The sequence below is a fragment of the Nostoc sp. genome (assembly GCF_036917455.1).
GTDB lineage: Bacteria > Cyanobacteriota > Cyanobacteriia > Cyanobacteriales > Nostocaceae > Nostoc.
On record NZ_JBALDK010000214.1, the window covers coordinates 49,640 to 66,885 of the forward strand.

Annotated in this window: 12 protein-coding genes and 1 pseudogene; 7 read left to right on the plus strand and 6 right to left on the minus strand. The window is 40.6% G+C overall.

From position 1 onward, the window contains the following. Nucleotides 1–151 precede the first annotated feature (151 nt). The 3 genes from V7K42_RS23315 to V7K42_RS23325 all read right to left on the minus strand — a co-directional run bounded on the left by V7K42_RS23315 (nucleotide 152) and on the right by V7K42_RS23325 (nucleotide 3,354). Complete coding sequence (locus V7K42_RS23315) at nucleotides 152–379, minus strand: hypothetical protein (RefSeq protein WP_334919661.1); 228 nt, start codon at nucleotides 377–379, stop codon at nucleotides 152–154. A gap of 278 nt (nucleotides 380–657) precedes the next feature. Beyond that, entirely contained in the window at nucleotides 658–1,932 is a 1,275-nt protein-coding gene (metK, locus tag V7K42_RS23320; RefSeq protein WP_334919662.1) for a methionine adenosyltransferase, read from the minus strand. Between the two features lie 417 nt (nucleotides 1,933–2,349). Beyond that, complete coding sequence (locus V7K42_RS23325) at nucleotides 2,350–3,354, minus strand: phosphoribulokinase (RefSeq protein ID WP_334919663.1); 1,005 nt, start codon at nucleotides 3,352–3,354, stop codon at nucleotides 2,350–2,352. 1,209 nt (nucleotides 3,355–4,563) lie between these two features. Here V7K42_RS23325 and petH point away from each other — a divergent pair. The 7 genes and pseudogenes from petH to V7K42_RS23360 all read left to right on the plus strand — a co-directional run. Next, complete coding sequence (gene petH / locus V7K42_RS23330) at nucleotides 4,564–5,910, plus strand: ferredoxin--NADP reductase (protein ID WP_334919680.1); 1,347 nt, start codon at nucleotides 4,564–4,566, stop codon at nucleotides 5,908–5,910. Nucleotides 5,911–6,049: 139 nt separating this feature from the next. Continuing rightward, nucleotides 6,050–7,336, plus strand: a complete 1,287-nt coding sequence (locus V7K42_RS23335) for a homoserine dehydrogenase (RefSeq protein ID WP_334919681.1) — start codon at nucleotides 6,050–6,052, stop codon at nucleotides 7,334–7,336. Nucleotides 7,337–7,464: 128 nt separating this feature from the next. Continuing rightward, entirely contained in the window at nucleotides 7,465–8,181 is a 717-nt protein-coding gene (locus tag V7K42_RS23340) for a Uma2 family endonuclease (RefSeq protein ID WP_334919664.1), read from the plus strand. A 225-nt stretch (nucleotides 8,182–8,406) separates the two neighbouring features. Further along, nucleotides 8,407–9,540, plus strand: a complete 1,134-nt coding sequence (locus tag V7K42_RS23345; protein WP_334919665.1) for a DUF262 domain-containing protein — start codon at nucleotides 8,407–8,409, stop codon at nucleotides 9,538–9,540. Continuing rightward, complete coding sequence (locus V7K42_RS23350) at nucleotides 9,537–10,658, plus strand: AAA family ATPase (protein ID WP_334919666.1); 1,122 nt, start codon at nucleotides 9,537–9,539, stop codon at nucleotides 10,656–10,658. The genes V7K42_RS23345 and V7K42_RS23350 overlap by 4 nt, the downstream gene beginning before the upstream one ends. A gap of 3 nt (nucleotides 10,659–10,661) precedes the next feature. Further along, nucleotides 10,662–11,645 carry a hypothetical protein gene (locus V7K42_RS23355; protein WP_334919667.1) on the plus strand — a complete coding sequence of 328 codons (984 nt, stop codon included), beginning with the start codon at nucleotides 10,662–10,664 and terminating at the stop codon, nucleotides 11,643–11,645. Between the two features lie 131 nt (nucleotides 11,646–11,776). Beyond that, nucleotides 11,777–11,887, plus strand: a pseudogene (locus tag V7K42_RS23360) (Uma2 family endonuclease); the annotation flags it as partial. 52 nt (nucleotides 11,888–11,939) lie between these two features. On the opposite strand, the gene V7K42_RS23365 reads toward V7K42_RS23360, so the two are convergent. The 3 genes from V7K42_RS23365 to V7K42_RS23375 form a co-directional block, all read right to left on the minus strand. Next, nucleotides 11,940–13,070, minus strand: a complete 1,131-nt coding sequence (locus tag V7K42_RS23365; RefSeq protein ID WP_334919668.1) for a CO2 hydration protein — start codon at nucleotides 13,068–13,070, stop codon at nucleotides 11,940–11,942. 134 nt (nucleotides 13,071–13,204) lie between these two features. Next, nucleotides 13,205–14,710, minus strand: a complete 1,506-nt coding sequence (locus V7K42_RS23370; RefSeq protein WP_334919669.1) for an NADH-quinone oxidoreductase subunit M — start codon at nucleotides 14,708–14,710, stop codon at nucleotides 13,205–13,207. Between the two features lie 108 nt (nucleotides 14,711–14,818). Next, nucleotides 14,819–16,675 carry an NAD(P)H-quinone oxidoreductase subunit F gene (locus V7K42_RS23375; RefSeq protein ID WP_334919670.1) on the minus strand — a complete coding sequence of 619 codons (1,857 nt, stop codon included), beginning with the start codon at nucleotides 16,673–16,675 and terminating at the stop codon, nucleotides 14,819–14,821. Nucleotides 16,676–17,246 lie beyond the last annotated feature (571 nt).

A 17,246-nucleotide genomic window follows, 5' to 3' on the forward strand; every position in this document is an offset into this window, starting at 1 on the left:
AGTTAAGGATAATCGTAGGTTGGGTGGAACGTAGTGTAACCCAACAAACACGCGAAAATGTTGGATTTCGTTCCTCCACCCAACCTACGCAGTTTATGGTTTTTAGCGTTAATCCAAGCGCATTGCCTTAGTCATTGGTCAACAATCAAACTTAAAGTTTCAGGCTCAAAGGTGCAACATTCAAGCTCAAAGGTGCAACATTCAGGCTCAAAGGCTCAACGTTCAGGTTCAAAGGCTCAACATTCAAGCTCAAAGGTGCAACATTCAGGTTCAAAGGCTCAACATTCAAGCTCAAAGGTGCAACGTTCAAGCTCAAAGGCTCAACGTTCAGGTTCAAAGGTGCAACGTTCAAGCTCAAAGGCTCAACGTTCAGGTTCAAAGGCTTAACAAAAATTTTTGCAACAGATGAATCTGCTGTCGGGGCGTTTAGCTTGACAAAGTAGTAGTTTTAGTTGTGGATATTCAGGTGGCTAGTAAAAAATCACAGTTGCCTGTTGGTTAGAAAATTGTGTATTGAAAGGTATCAAAAAATGCAAGTATTTTAGCGATTGCCCTTCTCTGAAAAACTTTTTGATTTACTGATGAGGGTATTAATAACTTGTTAAGTTGCCAATACCCTCACGTAGATAAACTAAGTTTTTGCAGTAGCGTATAAGTCTAAGTTAGTGCTTGAGCAACTACCGCCGAAAGTGATTCGTTTGCTGCTTGCTTCAACAATTCAGCTTTATCGGTCTGTTCCCAAGGCAAGTCTAAATCAGTCCGCCCAAAATGACCGTAAGCCGCGACGTCCTGATAAAAACGTCCGCCTCGTTCACTTGGTAAGTTGCGTAAGTTGAAGGTATGGATAATCCCTGCTGGACGCAGTTCAAAATGTTGGTTGATTAATTCCAATAAGGTTTCTTCATCCACTTTGCCTGTGCCAAAGGTATCCACCAGAATGCTTGTTGGTCGCGCTACACCAATAGCATAGGATAGTTGGATTTCAACTTTTTCCGCCAACCCAGCAGCGACAATATTTTTCGCTACATAGCGAGCCGCATAAGCAGCAGAACGGTCTACCTTCGTGGGGTCTTTACCAGAAAAAGCGCCGCCACCATGTCGTGAATAACCACCGTAGGTGTCAACGATTATTTTCCGTCCTGTCAGACCAGAGTCTCCTTGAGGGCCACCAACGACAAATTTGCCAGTGGGGTTGACTAAAAAACGTGTTTCCTCATTAGGCTTAACGTCAATGTCGCCAAAAACAGGTTCGACCACTGCTGCCCAAAGGTCTTGTTTAATCTTAGCTTGTACAGCCGCCTCATCTGTAATTTCCCCAATAGAGGCTGTATGCTGGGTGGAAATTAGAATAGTATCAATACCTACTGGTTGTCCATCTTCGTAGACTACAGTTACTTGAGTTTTACCATCAGGACGCAGGTATGACAATTCACCTGTTTTACGGACTGCTGCCAATCGGCGAGCAATGCGGTGGGCGAGACTGATGGGTAATGGCATCAGTTCTGGTGTTTCATTGCTGGCAAAGCCGAACATTATACCTTGGTCGCCTGCACCAATTTTGTCGAATTGTTCATCACTATCTTGCTCGCGGGTTTCTTGGGCTGTGTTAACGCCTTGAGCAATATCGGGTGATTGTTCGTCTAAAGCCAGCAGAACGCTGGTGCTATTAGCAGAAAAGCCATTATCAGCATTGGTATAGCCAATTTCAGCAATTTTTTTGCGGGCGAGATTGACAAAATTCACATTGGCTTTGGTGGTTATTTCACCAGTGATTAGCACCAAGCCAGTATTAACTACTACTTCAGCAGCGACACGGCTAGTAGGGTCTTGTGTCAGTAAGGCATCCAGAATGGTATCAGAAATCTGATCGCAGATTTTATCTGGATGACCTTCAGTGACTGACTCGGAGGTAAATAAATATCGACGAGACACAGCAAATTCCTCCTGACTTGAGTTTTTTCGCTGACTAAATGTGAGTATTTAGTTCAACTACCTAAATTTAACGTGAGTTCTATCAACCTCTCTCGGACTTGAAATAAAGCTCAAGTCCGTCCCTCTCAGATTTGGAGAGAGACAGTTTTAGGTTCTTAGAGGTCTTTTGATTCAGCTCGTGAGGCGAACATCACATAAGCTGTAGAACTCACGTTAATTTATGAAATCATAACAATATTTATACTTCAGTAGTTAGTATCTTGTTGATATTGATAAAAACCACTAATCATAAGGTAAGTATGTGTAAATTAGATAAATTTATGCTAATTATTTTTTGGGGTGAATGTATTTAATAACACAAAAAAAGGGGGACACCCAGAAGCGCCCCCACAAACTTTGACACAAGCACTGCTGCTTTTAAACCTGAACCGCTAACTTTGCTTCCGTAGCTGTTAAACGCTCATAAGCAGCACGCATTTTTAAACCTGTAAGCACTTGGAAGAAACCAGTACCATTATTGGAACCTGGATACTCGCGGTGCTGGAGTAACAAGTGAGTCAATTCACCCTGATATTTGGTGGATGTATTGCTGAGATGGGTTTCGATGTAAATGACTTCTTCCAAGTTATCAAATTGACCATCTACCTCTAGCACTGAGACATAGCGACCGTAATAAACATCTGAACCATAGTATAGTTGCATACCAGGGTAAGAACAGGTCAGCTTACGTCCACAGGGAGTCCAGTTAATTGTTGACCCTTCATCAAATAGGTAGGTCGGTTCAAAGCCTTCCTTCCCTTCCCGTTGAAGCATCCGTACCCGTAAGACTCTGCGCTCGGTGTCGTTTTTGATCAAGTTTGTGGGTAATACTTGGAGAACTACATCGGCAAATTCTCTTTGTGGTTCGATAAACTTTTCAAAGTCAGGTTTGCGGGAATTGATTTGCGCTAAGACATCTTCGTAGCGATGACCGCGTTCAGCCATATCTCGCTGGATTTTCCAGGCAATTTTAACTTCATCGCTAATGTCAAAATAAACACTGAAGTCGATTAGCGATCGCACCCGCTCATCATATAAAGGATGCAGTCCTTCAACAACTATAATGCGATTCGGCTCGATCCGCTCTGGCGGATCGAGCAAGCCAGTTTCATGGTTGTAAATCGGCTTATCAATCCCTTGACCACTTTTGAGCGCTTTAATTTGCTCATACATCAGGTCAAAATTGTTCGCCCTAGGATCTAATGCAGTTATCCCAGTTTCTTTACGCTGTTTGCGATCTAAGGAGTGATAATCATCCAAGCAGATGACTGTCATTAAATCTTCACCAAACAAATCTATCAAACGACGCAAAAACGTAGATTTCCCGCACCCAGAGTCTCCGGCTACTCCAATCAGTACCACGCGTTCCGGCTTACTTGTCATAAATCTCCTCTAAAATACTAAAATTGTGTCAATATTTTTTCACACAGCAGATTCCGAAGCCAGGAATTTACCCCTTTGGTTTATCCTGCGTTCTTGCTACCTAGCACATCTATAAGACACCAAGCGGGTAAACAACAAAGTAATTAAGTTGCTACTCGTCGGACTAGCCTGAATTTTGGTGCCGGTAAGTATTTAATCCTAGTGGTATATTTGATTTTAACAGAAGGAGGTATCCTCATACAAGATTGCTGTCAAGAAGAATTAGCATGGTTCATGAATCATTTTTTGGTGATTTAGTTGTTAATTTAAAAATGGGGATCAACACTGGTCATGAGTGTTGCACCTCTGTCATTCTGCTACTTATGACTCTACGAATCTAAGTTTATAAGGTATAATTTAGGGTTGCAGCAATTTTATTGATGTTCTTAAATTGTAATTCCAGTTTGACAATGCTTAAGATATTCAAAGCAAAAATCTATCCAACGAATGAGCCAACAACTTGCATTAGTCAAATTATTGGCTGTAAAGTTATGGATAGGCTCAAATAGAAGCCTTGGTTTATAGCAAATTACTGAATAAAGGTTGACAGATTTTTCTCATTAAGTAAAACTGATTACATCTGCTTAAATCGCGATTATCTCTGTCATTATGTTTGTAACTGAAATTGTCCTACTCATGTAATTATCCATAGACAGTCCATAAATATAGCTAACAACATTTCGAGAGAGCAGTATATTTTGTGATGTAAAACCAATTGTCATAAAATCTTCCGAGATTGACATTATCCGATTTAAGCCCTTGAAGTAGGCAAGCACAACGGCAAATTTTGGCGGTAAACTGAGCGGTAGCTTCTGCCAATCAAACTAGTCCTCCTTATGAATATCTGCTATCGTGAGTTACTCGTTGGGTAGTCAGGTAAAAAACCATCTCGTTGATGCAGATGGTAGTTAACAAAAAAAAGATTAAATTGACTCATTATTAACATTCTCCACAAGACTTATCCTTTACCTTAGAAGGTGAACAGGTGTGTTTTTTGCTATGCCTGCATGTCTTTGGTGAGTGTACTTAGCAAGGCATTAATTTAATGATGCCGTTTTTCCTTCAGAACCAGTTTTGTGAAACGAAAATCCGGTAAACTAAAGCTGGTAAGGTAGGGGAATTGTTTTTTTTTGAAAAACGGTTAAGTAAATTATCGGAGTGGTAGAACGAATGTACAATCAAGGTGCTGTTGAGGGTGCTGCCAACATAGAATTAGGTAGCCGCGTCTTCGTTTATGAAGTGGTGGGTTTGCGTCAGGGAGAAGAAACCGATCAAACTACCTACCCAATTCGCAAAAGTGGCAGTGTGTTCATCAGAGTGCCTTACAACCGCATGAATCAAGAAATGCGACGTATCACTCGTCTAGGCGGCACAATTGTTAGTATCCAGCCTGTAACTGCTCTAGAGCCAGTTAATGGTAAAGCCTCACTTGGGAATGCTACAAGCGTTGTCAGCGAGTTAGCTACATCTGGAGAAACTGCTGACACTGAAGGGAATGGTAAAGCCACACCTGTTAATGCTAGTAGTGAAGCTAAAGGCTTTGCTAAACCACCAGCTGAAGAACAGCTTAAGAACAAGGACAAGAAAGGCAACACCATGACTCAAGCGAAAGCCAAAAAAGACCACGGTGACGTTCCTGTTAACACTTACCGTCCCAATGCTCCATTTATTGGCAAGGTAATATCTAATGAACCACTAGTCAAAGAAGATGGTATTGGTATTGTTCAACACCTTAAATTTGACCTTTCTGGCAGTGATTTGAAGTATATAGAAGGTCAAAGTATTGGGATTATTCCACCAGGAGTAGATAAGAACGGTAAACCGGAAAAACTCAGACTATATTCTATCGCCTCAACTCGTCATGGCGATGATGTAGATGATAAGACAGTATCACTGTGCGTCCGCCAGTTAGAATACAAGCACCCAGAAACTAGCGAAACAGTATATGGTGTTTGTTCTACACACCTTTGTTTCCTCAAGCCAGGGGAAGAGGTAAAAATTACCGGGCCTGTGGGTAAGGAAATGTTGTTACCCCAAGATCCTGAAGCTAATGTAATCATGATGGCAACCGGAACAGGTATTGCTCCCATGCGGGCTTATCTCTGGCGGCAGTTTAAAGATACGGAAAGAGCAGCTAACCCAGAATACCAATTTAAAGGATTCTCTTGGTTAATATTTGGTGTACCCACAACTCCAAACCTTTTATATAAGGAAGAACTGGAAGAAATTCAACAAAAATATCCTGAGAACTTTCGCCTGACTGCTGCCATCAGCCGCGAACAGAAAAATCCCCAAGGCGGTAGAATGTATATTCAAGACCGCGTAGCAGAACATGCTGATGAATTGTGGCAGTTGATTAAAAATGAAAAAACTCACACCTACATCTGCGGTTTGCGGGGTATGGAAGAAGGTATTGATGCAGCATTAACTGCTGCTGCTGCTAAGGAAGGCGTAACCTGGAGTGTTTACCAGAAGGAAATTAAGAAAGCTGGACGCTGGCACGTAGAAACTTACTAAAGTTAGTCATTGGTCATTGGTCGTTAGTCATTTGTAAATACCAATGACGAAGGACAAATGACAAAGGAAGCAGGATAATCAGTAGGTAGGGCAAATGCTCTACCTACAATTGTTATTTGTGAAATTGGGTGCAGAAATTGTGGGTGTGAAACTAGGAATACTGGGACTAGGCACCGTGGGAACGGGAACAGTGCAGTTGTTGCAAGATAGGGTTGGTCGTCACCCTTTGTTGCAAGATATAGAAATCTATCGGGTGGGAGTGCGATCGCTCGAGAAACCCCGTGCAGTAGAATTATCTACGGAAGTCTTAACTACAGATTTAGAAGCGATTGTCAACGATCCGGCAGTAGATATAGTTGTCGAGGTGATGGGTGGATTAGAGCCGACGCGATCGCTAATCCTCAAAGCTTTGAGTAATGGTAAGCATGTAGTCACTGCAAATAAAGCAGCGATCGCCCGCTTTGGGGCAGAAATTTTTACAACTGCCAATCAAGCCGGCGTATACGTGATGTTAGAAGCTGCTGTGGGTGGTGGGATTCCAGTGATTCAACCCCTGAAACAATCTTTAAGTGTTAACCGCATTCACACTGTCACAGGCATCGTGAACGGTACAACTAATTACATCCTGACGCGGATGCAAACAGAAGGCAGCAACTTTAACGATGTCTTAGCTGATGCCCAACGCTTGGGTTATGCTGAGGCTGACCCTACAGCTGATGTTGATGGCTTAGACGCAGCAGATAAAATTGCCATCCTCGCATCATTAAGCTTTGGCGGACGCATCAACCTACAAGATGTTTATACCGAGGGCATTCGGCAAGTCAGCAAAACAGATATTGCCTACGCCGAAAAATTAGGATTTGTGATTAAATTATTAGCGATCGCTAAACGTGATACTCCCTCATCCCCACTTTCCGTAAGAGTTCATCCTACTTTAGTGCCCCAAGCCCATCCTTTGGCTAGCATCAACGGTGTTTACAATGCCATCCTTGTCGAAGGAGAACCCATCGGACAGGTAATGTTTTTCGGCCCCGGTGCTGGTGCTGGTGCAACCGCCAGTGCTGTCACATCGGATATTTTGAATTTAGTTGCTGTCCTCAAAACCAATACAGCAGTTGCAAATCCATTATTAACTTGTGGACATCAAGAATATTGCCAAATTGCGCCGATGGCAGAACTGATAACTCGGTTTTATGCCCGTTTCCTCACGAACGATCAACCTGGAGTTATCGGTAAATTGGGGACTTGCTTTGGTAACTATGGCGTTAGCTTAGAGTCCATTGTCCAAACTGGCTTTCAAGGGGAACTTGCAGAGATTGTGGTTGTTACCCATGATGTGCGGGAGGGTAATTTTCGGCAAGCTTTGGCAGAAATTCGGGATTTAGAAGCGATTGAAAGCATTCCTAGTTTACTGCGTGTACTTTGAGATTATCGTATAGCGATCGCTATTAAGTGTTCCCACAGACTAGAATACTTAATTTTTTCAAATTTCTGTTTGTGCTTACCTTTGGTAGACTAAATAACAAACCTCACGAAAAACGCGAGGGTAGCCCTATGACTGCAACGAATCCAGCTACTAGTACTACACTTCCAGACCACACTCAACTTCCAGAGTCTGATGGCACCTTCGTGAAAAACTTTCAGGAACATCCCCAAAGCATTCTAATAACGGAGTCCATTAAACCAGTATTGCAAAAACTTCATCCTGATGGGCAATATTGCATAGGTCAAGATAGTGGCATCTACTGGCGCATTACTGACCCGCTAGAACGAGGTGCAGAAGCTCCCGATTGGTTCTATGTCCCGAATGTGCCGCCTACACTCAATGGGCAAATGCGCCGCTCTTATGTGCTTTGGCAAGAACACATTGCTCCTTTAATTGTATTGGAATTTGTCTCCGGGGATGGTAGTGAAGAGCGAGACAAAACTCCTTGGAAGGGTAAATTTTGGATTTATGAGCAAGTGATTCATCCGGCTTTTTATGGCATTTATGAAGTGAATAAAGCCAGTGTGGAAATGTACCACATTATTGAAAGCCAATATCAACTTTTACCAGCAAATGAACGGGGACATTATCCCATTGCACCTTTGGGAGTTGAATTAGGTATTTGGCAAGGAGTTTATCAGAATGCAGAATTACCTTGGTTGCGCTGGTGGGACTTGCAAGGTAATTTGTTGTTGAGTGGTGAGGAAAGAGCCGAACAGGAAAGCCAAAGAGCCGATCGCTTGACTGCTCAATTGCGATCGCTCGGCGTGGAACCAGAGGTTTAAGTATTTGGTTTACGGGTGCGATATCGCCAATTTTGGATTTACAAAACAAGTAATAGACAAATAGACTAAGTAGGTACGTAGAGGTGCAAAATTTTGGACTTCTATAAATTTGTGGAGATAGTAGGATAGAAGTACGCTAATTAAACAGTCCTATTTACTGATTTAGTCGGACTAAGCATCAACAAGAGCTGAATAAATAGGTGTTAATAATAAGGAGTAAACGCAGTGGTAAATTTGAATAACTACAACGCAGAATTAGCTAATGAAGAAAATTTATATGAAGAACACAATGATGAGGAACAATATGAAAAAGTAACTTTTCAATACGATCCAGAAAAAATTAATATTGCTACAAGAGAGCCAACTATTGAGCAATTACTCAGAAGAATTGACGAAGAAGCGCTTGATTTAGCACCTGAATTTCAACGACAAGCAAATATATGGACTCTAGAAGCAAAAGGTAAATTAATTGAATCTATTCTAATTAGAATTCCATTGCCTGCTTTTTATATTGATGCTACCAATGAAGATAAATGGGTAGTTGTAGATGGGTTACAAAGGTTGTCCGCCCTAAAGCATTTTGTTATTGATAAAACTCTTAAGTTAATTGGATTAGAATACCTGAAAGAGCTTAATAATAGAACTTATGACGAATTAGAACGAAGATATCAACGTCGTATCCAAGAAACTCAAGTAACAGTATATTTAATTGAAAAAGGTACACCTTTGGAAGTTAAGTATAATATCTTCAAACGTATCAATACAGGAGGTGTGCGTCTTTCAAATCAGGAACTGCGACATGCTTTGAATCCTGGGCAAGCTACAAAAATTTTAGCTAGTCTAGCTTCTTTATCAGAGTTCAAACGTGTTGTTAATCTTAGCCCCGATAAAAAAAAGAGAATGGATGATAGAGAGTTTGTGCTAGGATTTCTTGCCTTTTATTTAATTTCGTATAAAGAGTATCAAGATGAAACTAGAGATTCTTTTTTAAGTAAAGCTTTATCTAAAATTAATAGTCTTTCTCAAGAAAATATACAAAATTTAGAAGACGTTTTCAAGAAATCAATGATTGCCGCATTTGATATTTTTAACAATAATGCTTTTCGTAAAATTTCTAATAAAAATAAAAGAAAGTTTCCCCTAAACAAATCTTTGTTTGAAGTTTGGTCTGTCAATCTTGCAAGGCTTGATATTAAAAATATTGAAAGATTAAAGGAGAGAAAGAAAGAACTAATAAATACTTTTGTTAAATATGTAGATAACGATACAGAGTTTCTAGCATCAATATCTCAAGCAGCAAACAAAATAGAGCATAGATTTGAAACAGTTGAGAAAATTATACAAGAAGTATTGTTATGATTAATTCTCTTAAATTGACCAATTACAAAGCCTTTGAAAATCAGTTAATCGAATTTAAGCCACTAACTTTACTTTCTGGCCTAAATAGTACGGGAAAATCTTCTGTTTTACAATCGCTACTTTTGCTGCGTCAATCTTATCAACAAGAATTATTGCCAAATGTCGGTTTAGCATTGAATGGTGAATTAGTACACATTGGTACTGCTCAAGATGCATTTTGTGAAAGAGCCAAAGAGGATTATCTTGGTTTCGAGATTATTTGGAATGATAGAAAAAAAGGGATTTGGCGTTTTAGCTATGACCAAATTAAGACAGGTACAGATGTTTTAAATAATTTAGATTCTAAATTACCAATTGAGAATGTCTATAAATTAAGTCCTTTCAATAGAAGATTTCACTATTTACAGGCTGAACGCCTCGGGCCACGAACATCTTATGATATGTCAGATTATCAAGCAAGGCGACTAGGACAGTTGGGTAGTAAGGGTGAATATACTGCACATTTTTTAGCAATTAATCAAGATAAAGATGTTCTTCAAACTAAACTAAGACATCCGATGGCAAAATCTAACACTCTTAGCAGCCAGGTTGAAGGATGGATGAGAGAAGTTAGTCCTGGTACAAGGATTAAAATTAACTCTAATTCAGATATAGGTTTGATGAGTTTACAATATTTTTATGGGGATAGTAACCCCTATCGGACTACTAATGTCGGATTTGGAATTAGTTACACATTACCGATTATCGTAGCAGTTTTATCATCTTCTCCGGGTACACTAATTATAATTGAAAATCCAGAGGCACATCTACATCCTAAAGGGCAAGTTAAGATGGGTGAATTATTATCGCTTGCAGCTAGTTGTGGGATTCAAATACTTATAGAAACCCATAGCGATCATGTTTTAAATGGTATTCGTCTTGCTGTTCATGGAGGAAAAATTAAGCCAGATGATGTTCAGTTACATTATTTTCAGCGACAAGATAAAGCAGGACAAACTGTTACAGAAGTAGTATCGCCACATATTGATAGAAATGGAAGAATTGATAAATGGCCTGATGGTTTCTTTGATGAATGGGAAAAAAGTTTAGATATATTACTTGAGCCTGCGGGAGAGTAAAAGGTGGATTTTGATTTAATATTAAATGAATTATCCCTGCGAAATCCGGCTCCAAATAAGCAGATAGCACAGCAAAAGATGTCTGAGCTAATTAAAACCATAAAGGCAGTCAAAACTCAAGGGGTGAAGGTAAGCCTCCGCACTCAAGAAGATTTTCATACAACAATACTTGCACCTAACTATCCTCTTCGTCATTGGCTTAATGATGCAGATCGAGATGAACGACTTTTCATCAAAATTCTTGCAACTAAAGCACCTTTCTCAACTGATATTGTAAATTCTGAAATCCAAGATATTGAAAATAGTACTAGCTTGTCTGAATTTCGTCATCAAGGAGAAATGGCTATTGGACTTGGTATTGCTTATATACTTAATACGATCGCAATTAATACAATTGCAATCAGCTTACTTTCTCAGGAATGCTGGGATTGTAACCGTGTAAAACTAGAATTTCGATGCTTGGATGAGGATGGAGAGATAATTAGCAAAATTGTAGAAATTATCCATGCTAGCCGTAGCAGCCATGTACAAGAACACGCTAGTCTAATTCAACAAAACCAAGAGCGCATTTATCAAAATGTTAGCGATGGATTAGAGGTTTGGAATCGCAGAGAGGAATTATTTCCTAACATAGAATTTTGCGATGCTGTTAGAAAGCAGTTAGAAGAGATTCGTGCTGGACAGTTGGAATTACAGCCTGTTGTAAGCATATTATTTGAGCTTCACAAATGCTGTAAAACCTGGAACAATGGCTATTTCAATCTCGACGGGTATCCTATTGAGGAATCGGGAGAAAGTAAACCAACGCTTGGTAAATATTTCAAAGAAAGAACTTTTCGTTGTCCTGATGGTAAAGAGCGTCTATTTGAACGACATGTTAAATTGAGGTTCTGCAACTGGCGAATCCATTTTTTTGCGGAACAGCCGGGAATAGTGGTTATTGGCTATATTGGTCGCCATCTTCCTACAGTGAAATATCGGACGTAATCTTTAACTATTGGTTAAGAAAATCTTAGCAGTTTGAGCGATCGCCATTACCTAAATGTCTCACGATAAGCCGCTTTGCGTCTACGCTTGCTAAACTAAAAAACAACCCTTAATCCTGCAAAGGTAGCCTTATGACCTCTGCAACCGATCCATCCACCGCCCTCACTCCGTTCCCAGACCATACGCAGCTACCAGAGTCTGATGGTACTTTCGTGAAAAACTTTCAGGAACATCCTCAAACCAATTGCGATCGCTCGGCATCGAACCGAACGCATAATTTTTAACAAAAGTCAACTATTTATTTACATCTAGCAACCGCGAAGTTTCTAACCGACTCATCCATTTTTCTAAATAAACTCGATTACCTTTCTCCTCATTGGGATCTTTAGTGTCCAAAGGATGAGGCATTAGTCCCAAAATCGTTGCTGTGGTAACACAAAACATCGATTTTTGGAAACTCATGCAAATTTGTACGCGCAAATCATCTTCACCCCGGAGGCTGTGACGATAAATTTCGTGCAAATACTCTGGAAGATAATGACGCATATCTTGCATCAACAATGTGGGAGGAATACCTGCGCCGCCGATGGGTAAAGGATCGGCATACAATGCGCCATATTGAAATCGCGTTTGATCTGGAGGAATTTGATAACCTTGGGCGTTGTATGAAACTGTACCGTGGAAAGGAGTTCCCCGGAAGAATACTGCCTCGACATAAGGTATTGCTGTATCTGCTAAGAAGGTTAAACCAACACTTTTAGGAATAATTTCATAGACTTCACCCCGAATTTTGACGGCGTAGGTAATTGGGTTTGAGGCATTTGCCACTAACCCTGCTTTAATATGTTCTACAACTTCAGGAATCGATTTTATTTTGCCTTTATCGTAGAGGTCTGATAAGCTGAGGAACATATCAGCCATTACTCGCCAAAATTGACCTAAACCAGTGTAGTAAGCAGAGACACGCAAGTATTCTGTTAAAAAATCTGGAAATAATTGGTTAATACCCAAAATTAAGGGATTATTTTTAAATTTTGCGGCAATAACGGCTTGCGCTCTTTCTTGAAATTCTGTTGTATCTAAATAGGTATCTAGCCCGCCGCCACCGTGCCACATCATGCCTTTCATACAATATTCGGCATATTCAAAATTAATCCGGTCATGCCACCAGTGGCGGAGTAATTTTTGAAAAGAAACTTCTCCATTAAAATATTTAAAAAATGGGAAAAATATTAAAAACTGATGTTCGGCAATATAGTTAAGATTTTTTGAGTAGGCATCTAAAACTACACCATAACTTTTAAGAATACCGACAACTTCCAGCACGTTTTCTGGACTATCGGGGAGTAATGCTTCTCCTTTTTGGAGACGTTCAATATACTCAGCTAAAGGATTGTGAGCCGCTTTCTTTTTAATAGTTACCATTACCATCTCTCCAAAAAGTATAGGGATTGGGATATTGGGTACTGGGTACTGGTTACTGGGTACTGGGTATTGGGAATCGCGTATTAGGAAAAATCTTCCCTTATCCCCAGTCCCTAATCCCCAGTCCCTAATCCCTAATCCCCATTCCCCATTGCTTTATCCAAGGACACTGCTAATACTACGTTTTGGCTATTCACCATTGCTGTAATTGTTGGTTCAGTCCAGCGTGCTAACCAAGCGGGTTGAATGCCGAAAATCACAATCAGCACAGCTAAAATTGCAGATGGGATGCGATCGCTCCAATACACACGTGGTAAGTTAGTAACTTGTGCAGACAAGCGACCAAAAAAAGCACGGTCGAGGAGGATCAAAAAGTAAACCGCAGTTAAGCCAGTACCAAGCATTGATAGTAGCGTTTGGACTGGAAAAACTGGGAAACTGCCCCGAAAAATGATGAATTCGGAAATAAACCCAACCATTCCTGGTATCCCAGCGCTGGCCATCACTCCCAAAACCATTAGGCTACCAATTACGGGCATACCTCGTTCTGGGTTCAGCAATCCTTGGAGAACATCTAAATTTCGGCTTCCGGCTTTGTTATATACAACCCCTACCAGCAAAAACAGCATGGCGGAAATCAAGCCGTGGCTAATCATCTGCATAACAGCACCTAATACGCTTAATGGTGTCGCCGCAGCTGTCGCTAACAGCACATAGCCCATGTGTCCAATAGAACTGTATGCTACCATTTTTTTCATATCGGTTTGAGCGATCGCGCAGGATGCACCATACAGTACACTCACCACTGCCCAAGTCGCTAACCAAGGAGCCATATAAGCCCAAGCTTCTGGTAACAAGTTCATGCCAAACCGCAGTAATCCGTAGGTTCCCAACTTCAACAGCACCCCAGCCAATAGTACGGAAATAGGTGTGGAAGCTTCAACGTGAGCATCTGGCAACCAAGTATGGAAGGGAACTAAGGGAATTTTAATCCCGAAACCGATCAAAATCCCCGCTAGCAGTAAAAGCTGTGTCGCTAAAGGTAAAGTCGTAGTGTTTAAGGTTGCTAGTGCAAAGTTAGAGGAACCACTCAGCCAAACCATGCCGAGGAAACTTGCTAAAATCAAGATTCCCGAAACGGCGGTATAAATGAGAAATTTTGTCGCCGCATAACCCCGCTTTTCCCCACCCCAAATAGCTATCAATAGATACAGAGGAATTAGTTCCAACTCGTAAAACAGGACAAATAACAGTAAATCCTGTGCCAGAAAAGCTCCAGTTACCCCAGCGCTTAATAATAGGATCAAAGAGTAATAAAATTTAGGACGCTGTAGAGATTCATCGCTACTGTAGATGGCAATAGAAGTTAATAGTCCATTTAAAACTAGCAGTGGCAAAGATAAACCATCGATTCCCAGGTTATAGTTTAAACCTAAGACATCTATCCAAGGGACAGACTCGGCAAATTGTTGAGTGATTTCGCCTGGATGGAACTGAATTGCTAATACGATTGTCCACAAGAAAGCGATAGTGGCAAAGACTAAAGCTACCCCACGGGCAAATTTACCATTGATGCCAGAGGGCGAGAAACCAATTAAAGCCGCACCGATTAACGGCACTAGAATTAAAACACTAAGCATAAGCAAGTGGAGAATGGAGAATTGGGAATGGGTAATGGGGAATTGCGAAGAGTTTTCCTAATGACAAATGACAACCCCCACTAATTAAATTTATTTGTGCTAACCTCTTTAAAAAGGCAATTTATCTAGTAAACCCGATGACCAGCCGATGAAGAAAACCAGGACGCTGACAACTGCGAGGATGGTCAACATATAGCCCTGAGATTGCCCAGAAATGCTGTACTTTAAAGTTTGTCCGCCAAAAATCGTCGCAAACCCAACCAAGTTTACTAAACCATCAACTAAATAGCGATCGCTCCAAGCAGAAACTCTAGATAGTAGTGCGACTGCGCTCACTACCGTTAGGAAATAAACTCGGTCAATATAAAAATCATAACCTAATAAGTCTTGCACAAATCTCCACGCCAAAAATCTGGATCTTGACCAAGCTTTGTGCAGATAAACTGTAGACCCTGCAACTATTCCCAGTACTGTAGAACTAAACAAGGCTAATGCTACATACCAATTAATACTTGCCCAATCTGGTAATAAGTACCATTGCTGTAGCATCAAGGGCAAAAGCAGAGTCAAAACCGTGAGAGTCACCATCGGTAAGGCCATTTGCCAACCAACTTCTGGCGTGCGACGGGTCTTTTGTTGCGGTTTTCCCCAGAAGACTAATCTGAAAACTCTGGTTAAGTTCAATGCTGTCAAGCAATTGACTAATAATAAAACCCCAATCACCCAAGGGCTAATATTTACGAAACCGTCAGCCCATGCTAGCATTGCCCAGAAGCTTCCGAGTGGTAGCACTGTCACCATCCCCGCAGAACCGACAATAAAGGCGGTGGTGGTAGCTGGCATCCGTGACCAAAGTCCGCCCATTTCTGTTAGGTCTTGGCTTTGGGTAGTTAAGATGACTGAACCGGAACTCATAAATAATAATGCTTTAGCGATCGCATGAGTTAACAACAACATCAAGGCTACACCCCCTTGCTGTAACCCTACCGCCAGAAACACTAACCCCATGTATGCACTGGTGGAATGAGATAGCGATCGTTTAATGTCAATTTGAGCTATAGATACTAATGTTGCCCCAATAGCTGTCACCGTACCCATGATTACCAAAGCATTTAAGGCAACTGGTGACAGTGCTAACAATGGTTGAAATTTATACAGTAAATATGCGCCACCAGCGACTACCAGCGAGTTTCGCATTACCGAAGCTGGGTTTGGCCCTTCCATTGCCTCATCTAACCAGAGGTGCAGGGGAAATTGGGCACATTTACCAGCCGGCCCAGCAATTAACGCCAAACCCAGCAATGTTGATGTCACTGGGCTTAAATTAGCTGTTTGCGCCCACTCATATAAATCCGAAAAGTTCAAACTCCCCGCTAAGGTGGAAAGCGTCACTACAGCCATCAGCAGCAATAAGTCTCCTACCCGTTTAGTCCAAAACGCATCTCGCGCCGCCGTCACTACTAGAGGTTGAGCATACCAGAAGCCCACTAGCAAGTAAGTTGAAAGCGTCAGAACTTCTAAAAGGGTATAGCTGAGAAACAAAGAATCACTGATTGCTAGACCAGTCAACGCTGCTTCAAAAAATCCCAGCAGCGCAAAAAAACGTGCCAGCGACCAGTCTTTCTCCATATAACCCAGAGCGTAAACTTGTGCTAGTAAGCTTAAACCTGTAATTAAAACTGTTGCCCCAATGCTGACTGCTGAGAGTTCCAAGGTAAAAGATAAGTCTAAATCAGTAGCTTTGAACCACGGTACGAGTAACTTTTCTGGTTCTCTATCCCAGATATTTTTAAACACAAACAGACTATGGACAAAAGCCACAACAGTTGTCAAAAAGTTGATGTATGCCGCAGGTCTTGGCCCTGTTCGCCGAATTATTCCTATTCCCCAGGGCAAGGTCAAAATTGCACCTAATAAGCTATATAAAGGCACAAACCAACTTGTTGAAAATAGAAATTGTTCCATTTAAATTTACCTTGATGACTCAGCCTTTATTTTAAAAAATCTTTCAGACAATTATTTATTTAAAATAATTAATCTACTAAAATATCAACATTTTTTTATTATTGTTTCAACTAAACTATCAAAAGTATTTTTACTTGAGTTTCCCCTAATAAACTTCGATAAAATATAACTTTACATACGTAAAAGCATTTACTTGCCTTAACCTTACCTCTGTTTTTACATTTGTATTTCTACTTGAAGCAGAGTACTTTATACGATACATTTGAAAAAATTATATACTTTTTACCTAGTCGTTGTACACATGGCAAAATCTGAGAAAAGATAGATACAGTAAAAGATACAGCCGCCGCTCCTACCTCGCTAGATAGAATTAGCCTTGGTTATGAATGTCGTTTTCTAAATGTGATAAAGAAATTATAAAGCATAAGTGGCTGCTCAAGTAATTCAGTAAATTTTAATTGCTCAAAAGCCTGGATGAATTTTTGTTAAGTTTTCTAAAACTTTCTTATCATAAACTATTATAGTAATTCGTATTGCCAGGAACGCCAAGGTTTCCTATGCTTAATTTGGA

Bases quoted from the DNA above. Each gene is read 5' to 3' on its own strand.
- V7K42_RS23365 (WP_334919668.1), bottom strand. From the start codon at position 13,070: ATGGTAACTATTAAAAAGAAAGCGGCTCACAATCCTTTAGCTGAGTAT.
- petH (WP_334919680.1), top strand. From the start codon at position 4,564: ATGTACAATCAAGGTGCTGTTGAGGGTGCTGCCAACATAGAATTAGGT.
- V7K42_RS23350 (WP_334919666.1), top strand. From the start codon at position 9,537: ATGATTAATTCTCTTAAATTGACCAATTACAAAGCCTTTGAAAATCAG.
- V7K42_RS23375 (WP_334919670.1), bottom strand. From the start codon at position 16,675: ATGGAACAATTTCTATTTTCAACAAGTTGGTTTGTGCCTTTATATAGC.
- V7K42_RS23370 (WP_334919669.1), bottom strand. From the start codon at position 14,710: ATGCTTAGTGTTTTAATTCTAGTGCCGTTAATCGGTGCGGCTTTAATT.
- V7K42_RS23325 (WP_334919663.1), bottom strand. From the start codon at position 3,354: ATGACAAGTAAGCCGGAACGCGTGGTACTGATTGGAGTAGCCGGAGAC.
- V7K42_RS23340 (WP_334919664.1), top strand. From the start codon at position 7,465: ATGACTGCAACGAATCCAGCTACTAGTACTACACTTCCAGACCACACT.